The following is a 12,138-nucleotide window of genomic DNA, read 5'->3' as shown; positions in this document are numbered from 1 at the left end:
TGCCCGAGAACCGTTCGACCGCACGGCGCCCGCACCGCCGGTGGTCGATACGATCCGAGAGGGATGTCGCGCACGCCCGCGAACGGGAGAAACCTGGAGAAGAGGACTCATGATCGACGTCGACCTCGCAGTGCGGAACGGCACCCTCGTCACCCCGCGGGGTCGAAGGACCGTCGATATCGGCGTGATCGACGGACGGATCTCCCACCTCGTCGAGCGCGCCTCAGCGCACGAGATCAGCGGTCGCCGCGAGATCGACGCGAGCGGTGCGTTCGTCCTTCCCGGCGCGGTCGACGCGCACGTGCACCTCGACGGGCCGCCGCCCGGCGACGAACCCGGATTCGTGGACGACCTGACGACGGGTTCGCGAGCGGCGATACACGGCGGCGTCACCACGGTGGGGCAGATGAGCTTCGCCGACGGCGACAGCCTCTGGCCCGCCGTGAATCACGATCTCGAACGCGCACGCACGCAAGCGGCGATCGACTACGTGCTGCACCCGGGCACCTATCTCGTGTCCGATCTCGTTGCCACCGAGCTGCCCGAACTCGCGGCTGCCGGCTACGGCACTCTGAAACTCGTCACGCTCGCCCTCGACGACGACATGCGCAACTTCGTCGGTGCCGTCGCAGCGGCGGGCTGCAATGGCATGCTGACGATGCTCCATTGCGAAGACGGCGCCATCATCGAGCACGCGACCACGGAGTTGCTGCGGTCGGGGCGCGGCGATCTGCGTCACTATGCCGCCAGCCGGCCGGATGTCTCGGAGGTCGCCGCCGTCGAGCGTGCGATCGCCATCTGCGAGGCGACCGGCGCCCCCGTCTACCTCGTGCACCTCGCATCGGCGCGGTCCATCGAGGCCGTTCGCCGGGCGAAGGCGCGCGGCCTGCCCGTGTTCGCCGAGACGCGACCGATCTACCTGTACCTCACGGAGGCCGCGTACGACGGCGGGGAGCCAGGGCGCTACATCGGGATGCCGCCGCTGCGCACGGAGGCCGATGTCGAGGCCCTCTGGGCGGGCCTGGCCGACGGCACCGTCGACACGGTCGCGAGCGACCACGCCCCGTGGATGCTCGCCGACAAGATCGACTCCGACCTCACCGTCGAGACGAGCCGCAAGGGCATGGCCGAGCTCGACACCTTCCTGCCGCTGCTCTACTCCGAAGGCGTGCTCACCGGTCGGATCACGCTCGAACGCCTCGTCGCCGTCACCGCCGCGAATCCCGCCCGGCTGCTCGGGATCCACCCGCAGAAGGGTGCCCTCGACGTCGGCAGCGATGCCGACCTCGTCGTGCTCGACCCCGAACTGCGCCGCACGATCCGCGCCGCCGAACTCGAGAGCGCGACCGACTACTCGGTGTACGAGGGGTGGGATGTCACGGGGTGGCCGCGATTCGTGCTCAGCCGAGGCGAGGTCGTGCTCGACCCCTCGGGCGTGCACGCCGAAGCGGGCCGCGGGCGCCGTCTGCCGATGGGCGCCCGTGCACCGGTGACACCGATCGTCACGCCGGGCTGAGGCTCAGCGTGTGCTCGGTGACGTCGGCGAGCACCTCGGGGATCGGTTCGACGCCGAGGCCGCTGCCGCGCGGAATCGCGATCCGGCCCTCGTCGAGCACGAACGGCTCGGTGATGTCGCGGCGGTAGAAGCGATCCGACGCTGAGATGTCCCCGGGCAGGCTGAACCCGGGCATTCCGGCGAGCGCGGCATTCGCGGCACGCCCGATGCCGGTCTCGAGCATCCCGCCGCACCAGACCGCGATGCCGTTCGCGACCGCGAGGTCGTGGATGCGCCGCGCCTCGAGATAGCCGCCGACCCGGCCGGGCTTGATGTTGATGATCGCCGCAGCGCCCCACGCGATCGCGTCGGCGGCGACGGCCGCGGAGACGATCGACTCGTCGAGGCACATCGGCGTCGTCATCTGCCGGGCGAGCTCGGCGTGCTGCCGCAGGTCGTCTTCGGCGAGCGGCTGCTCGATCAGCAACAGGTCGAAGGGGTCGAGGCGGCGCAGCGCCGGCGCGTCGACGAGCCGGTAGGCCGCGTTCGCGTCGACCTGCAGCGGGATGTCGCCGAATCGCTCGCGCACGGCGCGCACGGGTTCGACATCCCATCCGGGCTGGATCTTCAGCTTGATGCGCACGTAGCCCTCGTCGAGGTACCCGCCGACCGCCGAGAGAAGGTCGGGGATCGACCGCTGGATGCCGACCGACACCCCCGAGGGAACACTGTCGGCGGTGACGCCGAAGTAGTCGGCGAACGAGGCATCCGTCGCCCGTAATTGCGCGTCGAGTACGGCCATCTCGAGCGCCGCCTTGGCCATGCGATGGCCCACGATGTGCTCGAGCACCTGGCCGACCACCTCGGCCGACACCGGCTTGCCGGCCTCCTGCCAGGCGAACAGCCGCGGCACGAGGTACTTCGCGAGCACCTCTCGGGCGCCGTCGAGGTACTCGGACGAGTACACCGGGTCGGTGAGGGCGACGCACTCCCCCCAGCCCACGACGACCCGTCCCCGGTGTTCGGCGGTGAGTTTCACGAGCAACGGCGAACGGTCGGTCTGCGTGCTGAACGACGTCGTGAACGGACTCACCAGCGGCAGCCGAACGGTGATCAGGTCGACGCTGACGATGTGCATTACGAGGTCCTTTCGAGACGGTAGAAGCCGCGGCGGTCGAAGTCGACGATCCGCCAGCCGGTGGCGAGCAGGGTGACGAGTGCGTCTCGCAGCGCCAGGCGCCACGCCGCTGCGACCTCGGGGGCGGTCACACGGACCGATTCGATGTCCTCCGGGATCTCCACCCGGCAGGTCGCGGCGGCGCCGACCGAACCGAGGTCGAGCACGGGTGCGCCGTCGACGACGCGCAAGGCCGCCGCGGCCGGGAGCGGCAACACCGGGTCGACGGATGCCTCGGCGAGGAGGTTCCACACCAGCATCATCCGATCGCTCGGCTGACCCTGGTTGAGCCCGTCGGTCATGACCCCGTAGAAGTCGGGCAGGTACTCCGTCGCGTTTCCGTGCAGCCGATGGATGTTGAAGTAGGCGTTGCGCGCCACGAGCGGGTCGTACGTCCAGGTCATCGTGTCGGCGCCGTGGTGCAACGCCCAGACGCGCTCGTGGTGCTTGAGCGCCTTGCCGATGCCGACCCCGACGAAGTCGTCGACCACGCCTGCGATGTGCGAGTGCAGTGCGCGATCGGCCGGCGGGTGGAAGAACCCGACGCACACGGCGACGAGGCGGCCGCCGTGGAACGCCCCGGCGACGTAGTTGTCGGCGTGGGCGAGGGCGACGAGCAGCCCGGGATCGATGTGAGCGCGATTGGTCTCGATCTTCCACACCCCGGCGAGCAGCGCCGACGCGTCGGCCATGTCGGCCGGGTCGCGCAGCTCGCGAACGGTGACGCCGCTGGCCCGCGCGTGCTCCGCGGCCAGTGCCTCGGCCGCCGCGACCACCGCTCCGCGGGTCACGGTCAGGCTCACGAGACCACCGCGCGCGGCAGATACCGATACCCCATGTAGGCACCGTGCTCGAGCGGTCGGAACTGCGCCCATCCGGCGAGGTCGGGCGTGGTGAACGCGTAGACGCCGCCGATCTCGGACGGCACGAGGGTCAGGGTACTCGTCTCCGGCTCCGTGCCCTGGCGGAGCACGTCGGTGCGCTCCGTGACGGCGAGCGTCAGACCCTCGTCGCCGTGCGCGACCGCGAGCTCCGTCCCTCCCGAGACATAGGAGCCGAGGAGTGCCTCGAGGTCGACCACGACGGCGTCGCTCATCGCTTCGGCCGTTTCCGCAGCCGCCGCAGGCACGAGCGTCGGCGGCAGGACGTAGCCGCCCATCGCGCCCGCTGCATCGCCGAACAACTCGCGGTAGAGCCCGTCGGCCTGCCCGCCCGAGGTGAGCAGCACGATCGCGAAGCCCGCGTCGGGGAAGACGCGGAGGTACGCTCGCTGGCCGATCGTGCCGCCATCGTGGCCATAGACGAACCTGCCGTTCCAATCCTCGAGGAACCAGCCCAGACCCCACCCGGCGGTCGTCAACGTCGACTGCCGCAGGTCGACCTGCTCTTCGAGCATCGCATCGACCGAGGCATCCGTCAGCACTCTGTTGCCATTCGGCGCGACGCCGTGACGCAGAGCCGTCTCTGCGAAGGTCAGCATGTCTCCGACGCTCGAGGCGATGAGGCCCGCCGGGCCCATCGACCGCGCGATCGACCAGACCGGCACCGGCACCGCCTCGGAGCCGAAGCCGCCGTGCCCGGTGGCGGTCGAGAACCGCGGCGCATCCTCGGTGAGGGTGATCGTGCGGGTGAGCCCGAGGGGGTTCACGAGGTACGTGCGCAACGCATCGTCCCAGCTCATGCCGCGCAGCACCTCGACGATGCGACCGGCCACGACGAACCCCGAATTGCAGTACGAGAAGCGTTCGCGCAGCGGATGCACCTGTTCGGCCGTCGCGAGGGTCGCGACGTACTTCTCGACGCAATCGTCGCCGCGGCCGGTATCGGTGAACAGGTCGCCGTCGATGCCGCTCGTGTGGTCGAGCAGATCGCGCACGGTGACCGTCGCGGCGACGGCGTCGTCGGCGAGGGCGAAGTCGGGCAGGATGTCGCGCACCGGCGCGTCGAGATCGAGGAGTCCCTCATCGAGGAGCTGCATGACGAGCTGCGTGGTCCAGACCTTCGTGATCGAGCCGATCTGGAAGAGCGCGTCGTCGGTGACCGGCACACGGGAGCCGGCATCGAGCACGCCCGAGCTCACGGTCGTGCGATCGAACGGGATGCCGCGTTCGTCGAGCTGCACAATGCCGAACTGGGCGCCCGCCACTCCGTAGCGCTCGCGGAGCACGTCGAGCCGGCGTTGCCAGAAGGCGCGGCCGTGCGGTGCAGGAGCGAGCGCGTCGGTGCGAGGTGTGGCCCGTGTGTACTGCTCCACCCATTCGACGAGGCGGTGGTGGTAGTCGATGCGGTGGGCGACCGGGCCGTTCAGGATGAACAGATGGCTGCCCCCGGGGTAGACGACCATGCGCGTCGGCACCCCCTGCAGCCGCAATGCGGAAAACCACTCGCGCGCCTGGCCGACCGGGCAGGTGTCGTCCTCCACGCCGTGCAGGATCAGCGTCGGCGTGGTGACCGCCCCGACCTTCGAGAGCGGTGACGCGGCGAGCAACTCGCCGTGCCCGCCGCCCGGCGCGACGCCGACGGCCATCTGGGCCAGGAAGGCGCTGTGCTCGCTGTCACCCGCGATGCTCACGAAGTCGCAGATGAGTCCGCCTGCGACGGCCGCGGCGAAGCGATCGGTGTCCGCCGTCAACCGGCAGGTGCCGAACCCGCCGTAGCTGTACCCCGTCACGGCGAGCCGGGCGGGGTCGGCGAGCCCCTCGGCGACGAGCGCGTCGAGCGGCTCGAGGAAGTCGATCGAATCGGCCGTACCCCATGCGCCGTCGACACCGCGCATGAACGCGTCGCCGTAGCCGTCGGAGCCGCGCGGGTTCACCATGAGCACGCGCCAGCCCCGCGCGGCGAGCACCTGCTGGTAGAGGTGGATGCCGTCGGCCACCCCGCTCCACGCATTGTGCGGGCCCCCGTGGATGTCGAGGAGCAGTGGCGCGGCTCCCGTCGTCGCCGGGTTCTGCAGGATCCAGCCGTGCACCTTCGACCCGTCGGAGATCTCGAACTCGCGCTCCTCGGGTTCGAAGAGCTCGACGCTGTCGAGGGCCTCGCCGGTCAGCGAGGTCAGCACCGTCACCTCGAGCGAGTCGAGGTCGACGACCGCCACCTCGCCGAAGCTCTGCTGCGTGGTCAGCACGAATGCGGCACGCCGGGCAGCGGATGCCACGGAGAGGGCTGAGACCACGCGGTGCGCGCCGTCGACGACGGCACGGGTCGACGCGCCGTCGGGCGTGACCGCGTGCAGGTGCGTCCAGCCGCGTTCGCGCAGGCAGAAGACGATCTCGCCGCCATCGCCGGTGATCGCCGGACGACCGCCGGGGTAGCCGGGCGCCCCTGCCATGACATTGCGATCGAGGCCGACGGTCAGGTCGAGGTCGGCGGCATCGCCGGTCACCGAGAGCACGAGCAGGCTCGCATTTCCCACCCGGGCCTCGGGGGACCCGACCACCACGACGGCGGCGCCATCGGGCGTCCAGGTGACGGGCCCCGTGACGCTCGACGCATCGCCGACCTTGCGCGGCGCTGCTCGCACGTCGTCGACGGCGAGCACGAACGCCTCATGAGTGAGCCGAACGTCGGAACCCGGTTCGATCGCCGCGGTGAAGGCGAGCAGGGTCCCGTCGGGCGACCAGCTCGGTTCGCTCGCGCTCCAATCGCCATCGGTGAGCCGTCGGACGCCGCGGGTGGCGAGATCGACCACGAAGAGGTGGCTGCGCACCGAGCCGACCCACCCGACTCCGTCGACCTTCTCGGCGAGGGTGTCGGAGACGATCGGCTCGAGGGGGTCACGGGCGTCGCCCGTGCGCGAGACCTCGGCCGCGAACGCGACCCGCCGTCCGTCGGGACTCACCGCAGCAGCGCCGGCGCCGAGGGGGAGGTCCGCGGCATCCGTCATCGGGGTCGCCTCGCCGCCGCCGATCGGCAGTGCATGGAGTTGCGGCACGCCGCCGACGTCCCGGAGGAACAGCAGCGTACGACCGTCAGGGGAGAACACCGGGGCCCGGTCGGCGGTGCCCGAGGTGAGCCGCCGTGCGGCCTCCCCGCTCGCGACAGCCCACAACGAGGTCACGGCGTCGCCGTCCACGATCTCCGAGCGGGTGAAGACGACGAGCCCGCCGTCGGGTGAGATCGCGGTCTCGGTGGGCGCTGCGATGCGGTGCGCGTCGTCGAGATCGAACGGACGTGTGGTCATTCTGGTGCCCCTTCGGTTGCGAAGAGCGGCACTCCGAGGTGCGGCACCGCCTTCATGAGATCTTCCGTGTACGGATGCTTCGGACGATCGATCACGTCGAGCGTCGGGCCGTGCTCCACGATCCGGCCGTCCTTCATCACCGCGACCTCGTCGCAGAGCTGACGCACGACGGCGAGGTTGTGGCTGATGAAGAGCACGGTCAGGTCGAGGCGACGCTGCACGTCCATCAGGAGGTTCAGCACGGTGCCCTGCACCGACACGTCGAGGGCCGAGGTGATCTCGTCGGCGAGGAGCACCCGAGGCTCGGCGGCGAGCGCCCGCGCGAGCGCGACCCGCTGACGCTGGCCGCCCGAGAGTCTCGCCGGCAGCTCGTCCATTCGCGCGGCATCGAGGTTGACGAGCGACAGCAGCTCAGCGACCCGATCGCGCCGCGCCGCCCGCGTGCGACGCCGCCCCGACCCAGCTCGACGATCCGCCACGTCGAGCGCTTCCTGGATCGACGCGCCGATCGTCATCCTCGGGTCGAGACAGGAGTTGGGGTCCTGGAACACCATCTGGATGGACTGCCGAAGGCTCGCCCGACGACCTCGCGCGTGCGCGACGTCGACACCGTCGAGCAGGATTTCACCGGCGCTCGGCTCGTGCAGGCCGACCGCCGCTCGGCCGAGCGTCGACTTGCCGGAACCGGACTCGCCGACGAGGCCGACCACGGTGCCGGCGGGCACCTCGAGGTCGACCTCGCCGACGGCCACGTGAGCGGATGCTCCGGAGCCGAAGCGCACCGTCACCTGCCGGAACTCGAGCGCGCTCATGCGACCCGCTCCGCCGGCTCGGTCGGAAAGGAGGCGCCTTCGGGGATCGTGGCGAACGGTTCACCAGGTCGGCCGTTCATATCGGGCACCGCTTCGAGCAGCGCGCGAGTGTACGGATGCCGGGCCCGGCCGGCCACGAGTTCGTCGACCGTGATGTCCTCCACGATCGTGCCGCGGTACATCACGAGCACTCGGCTGCACAGCGCGGACACCACAGCGATGTCGTGCGAGACGAACATGATCGCCGCTCCCTTCTCGACGTTGACCGAACGCAGGAGACCGAGCACTTCGCGTTGCACCGTGACGTCGAGCGCGGTCGTCGGCTCGTCGGCGATGATGAGCGCGGGGTCGCCCATGAGCCCCATCGCGATCATCGCGCGTTGGCGCATGCCTCCCGAGAACTCGTGGGGATACTGGCGAGCGCGACGTTCGGGATCGGAGATCCGCACGGACCGCAGTCGTTCGATCGCCCGCCGCCGCGCGTCGCCGCGGCTGAGGCCTTCGTGCAGCGTGCCGATCTCGGCGACCTGCGCACCGACGTGCAGGGCGGGATTGAGCGAGGTCGACGGGTCTTGGAAGACGAAGGCCATGCGGGTGCCCAACTGCCGGGCGAGCGCCGCCGACGGGGCCGATGCGGGCACGACGCCGTCGTGCACGAGTTCGGTGCCGTCGAAGACCACGCTCGTCGCCGAGACCACGAGCGGCTCCTCGATGAGACCGGCGACCGACATGCACGTGAGCGACTTGCCGGAACCCGACTCGCCGACGATGCCGACCACCTCGCCCCGGGCGATGTCGAAGCTCACGCCGTGCACCGGGTAGCCCCACGCATCTCCCGCGGGTACGCCGACCCGCAGACCGCGCACACTCAGCACGGCCCCATCGTCGGCGCGCTGGGCATCGTCGCCCACGGCGGCGAGCACCGCTCGCTTCGGCCGTCTGCCGGGCAGCAGGTCGATGCCGAATCCGCGGGCGAGGGTCTCGCCGACGAGGGTGAAGACGACACCCGCGAAGACGACCGCGATACCCGGCGCGAGGGCGGTCGCGGGGTTGACGTAGATCTTCGCGAGTCCCTCGTTCAGGAGCCGCCCCCAGTCGTACTCGGGCGCCTGCACGCCGAGGCCGAGGAACGAGAGCCCGGCGAAGGCGACGAGGGCGCTGCCGGCGCCGATGCTCGCATTCACGATGAGGGGGTCCCGCACATTCGGCAGGATGTGGCGGCCGAGGATCCGCACCCGGCTCACCCCGAGAATGCGAGCGGCGGCGACGTAGTCGCGCCCGGCGACCGACGCGGAGAGCGTCTGGGCGAGACGGCCGTAGAACGGGATCATGGCGAAGCCGATGGCGAGGATCGCGCCGAGCACGCCCGTGCCGACGATGATCGAGAGCACGATCATGAGCAGCAGCGCCGGAAACGCCAGCGCGATTCCCGTCGCCGCGACGACGAATCTGGCGCCGCGGCGCGGCAGCACCGCCGGGAGGAACCCGACGACGACGCCGACGACGACCCCGATCGCCGCCGCGGCCAGCGCCATCAGCACCGAGAGCTGCGTGGCGCTGAACACGCGGGCGAGCACGTCGCGTCCGCCGGCGTCGGTGCCGAGCGGATGCTCAGCGCTCGGCGGTGCCGAGAGCTGCGTGAGGTCCGCGACCGAGGCCTGTGCACCCCAGATCGCCGGACCGAACGCGGTGAAGAACGCCAGCACGACGAGACCGACGATCGCGGCGATACCGAGCGGCGAGCGGATGACCCGGCGGAACCGAACACCGCGCTGACCTGCCGGAACTGGATCGGCCGACTCGACGGGGACGGCGGAGGCGATCGACATCAGTTCTCCTTGATCGCGGAGCGCGGGTCGAGCAGCACCAGCACGACGTCGACGAGCAGCGTGACGAGCAGCACGATGAGGCCGTAGACGATGACGACGCCCTGGGCGAGCGGATAGTCCTTGTTGCGGACCGAGTCGACGATCGTCGATCCGAGCCCGGGCCACGCGAAGATCGTCTCGACGAGTACGGTGCCCGCGATCAGGGCGCCGAGCACGAGCCCGCCGATCGTCAGTGCCGAGGTCAGCAGGTTCGGCAGTGCGTGACGCAGGTACAGCCGCCAACGCGGCATCCGCTTCGCCCGTGCCGTTCGGATGTAGTCCTGGTCGAGCACGACGAGCGCTTCGGCCCGAACGATGCGGGACATCGCCGCGACACTGCCGATCGAGAGCGCGAGCACCGGCAGCACGTAGGTCTCGGGCCCTCCGCGCCCCGCGACGGGGAGGAGCTGCGCCTGAACGGCGAAGAAGTAGACCAGACCGACGCCCACGAGGAACTCGGGGATCACCGCGAAGAGGCCGCTGACCGTCGTGTAGCCGAGCTCGAGGCCGCGACGGCGTCCACCTCGGGTCAGCGCCGCTGCCGCGATGCCGATCGGCACGGCGAGTACCAGCAGCACGATGAGGGCGAGCACTGCGAGTTCGAGCGTCGCGGGAAGGCGCTGGGCGATGACCGTCGTCACCGGGATCTGGAGCGAGAACGACTCGCCGAGCTCCCCGGTGAAGAGGCCCTGCCAGAACCGGAGGTACTGCTCCCAGAGAGGCAGGTTCAGGCCGAGTGCCTCGCGCTTCACCTCGACGACGGCCTGTGAGGCGTTGATGCCGAGTGCGTTGCGCACCGGGTCGCCCGGGATGAGCCGGATCATCAGGAAGGCGACCGTGACGAGCACGACGATCGAGATGAGGAGTCGCCCGATGCGCCGCAGGAGGAAGCTCCCCCATGAGCCGCCGCCCCCGCTCCTGCCGCGCTCGCGCGCGACCGGGGCCGGAGCTTCGGGCGTGGTGACCTGGTGTGACATCCGCAGTGGTCTCGACTACTGGAGCACGCGGATCGCCGCGCCGGGCAGCGTGCCGACGACCGGCTGATAGAGCGAGGTCGCGCCATTGAAGTACATCTTGAACGGCGTCTGCGAGACCGGGATCAGGTCGACCTCGGCGAAGAGCGCCTGCTCGGCCTGCTTCCAGAGCTCGCACGCCTCGTCACCCGAGACGAGCGCCGCCTCGCCCGCGAGCTCCACGTAGTCCGGGTTGTCGATCGACGCGAAATTGGCGCCCTCGGGAATGGCCGGCCCTGACAAGTACGGCGGGAAGATGCTCGGCGTGTTCGTCTGCAGGTCGACACCGACGCTCACGCTCCAGCCGCTCGGGTCTTCGGCGGTGAAGGTGTTGCCGAGCAGGAAGCTCTGGTCGCCGCCATTCAGGTTCACGGTCACGCCGAGCTTCTCCCACTGGGCGCCGAGGTACTCCGCCGCCGCACTGCGCACGTCGGTCGAGTTGTTGTAGATCAGGTCGACCTCGAGTGGCACGCCGTCTTTCACGAGCTTGCCCGAGGCATCCGCCGCCCAGCCTGCGTCTTCCAGTGTCGCGGCGGCAGCCTTCTCGTCGAACTCCGGCAGGGAGCCCTCGACGCTGTCGTACACGCAGGTCTTGGGTTCGACGGTCACGAGCGACGTGGCGCGCTCGCCTTTGCCCCCGGTGATGATGTCGGTGAAGGTGTCGAGATCCGCCGCTTCGGTGAGGGCGGTGCGCACCGCGGCATCCGCCGTCGCCGTGCCGGCGATGTGATTGAAGATGATCTCGCCCGAGAGGTTCGGCGACGCTATCGAGTCGAGGTTCGCGGCGATGACGCGATCTTCGTCGGCACCCGAGATGATGGCCGCGTTCAGCCCCTTCGAGAGCAGCAGGTTCGCGGCGGTGCTCGGGTCGGGCACGATCTTCACCGTGACCGTCTTCGGCACGCCGGCCGTATCGGAGGTGGTCTCGCCGTCGGGCCCCCACGCGTAGCCGTCGCGGCGAGTGAGCGTGATGTGGTCGTTCGCGACGACCTCGGTGATCTCGAAGAGCCCGGTACCGTTGCTCGCCGCCGAGACGCTCTTCGGATCGGCGAGGGCGCCCTCGCATGCGAGCTGGGACGGACCGATGTTGTAGAGCAGGAACGGTGACGGCTCGGGCGTCGCGACGGTCAAGACGTTGCCGTCGGCAGTGGCCTGGGCGGTCGACGGCACGATCGAGTCGCGCAGGGGTGAACCGTTCTCGGGGTCGACGATCCAGTTGAAGTTGTCGGCGGCGGTCTGCGCGGTGAAGGGCGTGCCGTCGGCGCAGGTGATGCCGTCTTTCAGGGTGAAGGTCACTTCGGTGGCGCTCTCCGTCCACTCTTCGGCGAGGTAGGGCTTCACCTCGTTCGTGGCCGGGTCGATGAAGACGAGCGTGTCGTAGGCGTACGCGCCGACGACCTGCGCCGCCACGAGGTTCGTCACGAGCGGGTTCAGATCGCCGGGGTCTCCGTTGATCGCCACCGCGAAGTCGCCATCGGTGGCGAAGTCGCCCGTCGTCTCACTCGACGGTTGCCCGCCGCAGCCGGCGAGGACGACGGGCACGAGAAGCGCGAGTGGCAGGAGGAATGCTGCACGAGTGTTCATTGCTGT

8 protein-coding genes are annotated in these 12,138 nt (G+C 70.1%); 1 reads left to right on the top strand and 7 read right to left on the bottom strand.

Going from position 1 to position 12,138, the window contains the following annotated elements; genetic code table 11:
• The first annotated feature begins 109 nt into the window (after window positions 1–109).
• Window positions 110–1,516 carry a dihydroorotase gene (locus tag AC1C2R_RS09125; protein ID WP_495379714.1) on the top strand — a complete coding sequence of 469 codons (1,407 nt, stop codon included), beginning with the start codon at window positions 110–112 and terminating at the stop codon, window positions 1,514–1,516.
• On the opposite strand, the gene menC is transcribed toward AC1C2R_RS09125, so the two are convergent.
• From menC to AC1C2R_RS09090, 7 genes are read right to left on the bottom strand one after another with little or no spacing between them, the layout of a single operon-like run.
• Entirely contained in the window at window positions 1,503–2,633 is a 1,131-nt protein-coding gene (gene menC / locus AC1C2R_RS09120) for an o-succinylbenzoate synthase (protein WP_495352158.1), read from the bottom strand. The two genes, AC1C2R_RS09125 and menC, sit on opposite strands and share 14 nt — an antisense overlap.
• Window positions 2,633–3,475 (bottom strand): hypothetical protein, encoded by an 843-nt coding sequence (locus AC1C2R_RS09115; RefSeq protein ID WP_495379713.1) that lies wholly within the window; start codon window positions 3,473–3,475, stop codon window positions 2,633–2,635. The genes menC and AC1C2R_RS09115 overlap by 1 nt, the downstream gene beginning before the upstream one ends.
• The gene (locus AC1C2R_RS09110; protein ID WP_495379712.1) at window positions 3,472–6,855 is read right to left on the bottom strand and encodes a serine hydrolase; all 3,384 of its coding nucleotides are present in this window, start codon (window positions 6,853–6,855) and stop codon (window positions 3,472–3,474) included. Before AC1C2R_RS09110 ends, AC1C2R_RS09115 begins: the two co-directional genes overlap by 4 nt.
• Window positions 6,852–7,667, bottom strand: coding sequence for an ABC transporter ATP-binding protein (locus tag AC1C2R_RS09105; RefSeq protein ID WP_495379711.1), 816 nt, complete (start codon window positions 7,665–7,667; stop codon window positions 6,852–6,854). The genes AC1C2R_RS09110 and AC1C2R_RS09105 overlap by 4 nt, the downstream gene beginning before the upstream one ends.
• Entirely contained in the window at window positions 7,664–9,496 is a 1,833-nt protein-coding gene (locus AC1C2R_RS09100) for a dipeptide/oligopeptide/nickel ABC transporter permease/ATP-binding protein (RefSeq protein ID WP_495379710.1), read from the bottom strand. The genes AC1C2R_RS09105 and AC1C2R_RS09100 overlap by 4 nt, the downstream gene beginning before the upstream one ends.
• Complete coding sequence (locus AC1C2R_RS09095; protein ID WP_495352153.1) at window positions 9,496–10,512, bottom strand: ABC transporter permease; 1,017 nt, start codon at window positions 10,510–10,512, stop codon at window positions 9,496–9,498. Before AC1C2R_RS09095 ends, AC1C2R_RS09100 begins: the two co-directional genes overlap by 1 nt.
• A gap of 15 nt (window positions 10,513–10,527) precedes the next feature.
• Complete coding sequence (locus AC1C2R_RS09090; RefSeq protein ID WP_495379709.1) at window positions 10,528–12,132, bottom strand: ABC transporter substrate-binding protein; 1,605 nt, start codon at window positions 12,130–12,132, stop codon at window positions 10,528–10,530.
• Window positions 12,133–12,138: the final 6 nt, after the last annotated feature.

This window comes from Agromyces sp. Y182, assembly GCF_059445385.1.
The sequence above is the reverse complement of the archived record's forward strand: the minus strand, read 5'-3'. Positions and strand labels throughout refer to the sequence as shown.

Coding starts and splice junctions, on each gene's coding strand:
- AC1C2R_RS09100 (WP_495379710.1), bottom strand. CDS start 9,496: ATGTCGATCGCCTCCGCCGTCCCCGTCGAGTCGGCCGATCCAGTTCCG.
- menC (WP_495352158.1), bottom strand. CDS start 2,633: ATGCACATCGTCAGCGTCGACCTGATCACCGTTCGGCTGCCGCTGGTG.
- AC1C2R_RS09090 (WP_495379709.1), bottom strand. CDS start 12,132: ATGAACACTCGTGCAGCATTCCTCCTGCCACTCGCGCTTCTCGTGCCC.
- AC1C2R_RS09105 (WP_495379711.1), bottom strand. CDS start 7,667: ATGAGCGCGCTCGAGTTCCGGCAGGTGACGGTGCGCTTCGGCTCCGGA.
- AC1C2R_RS09110 (WP_495379712.1), bottom strand. CDS start 6,855: ATGACCACACGTCCGTTCGATCTCGACGACGCGCACCGCATCGCAGCG.
- AC1C2R_RS09125 (WP_495379714.1), top strand. CDS start 110: ATGATCGACGTCGACCTCGCAGTGCGGAACGGCACCCTCGTCACCCCG.
- AC1C2R_RS09095 (WP_495352153.1), bottom strand. CDS start 10,512: ATGTCACACCAGGTCACCACGCCCGAAGCTCCGGCCCCGGTCGCGCGC.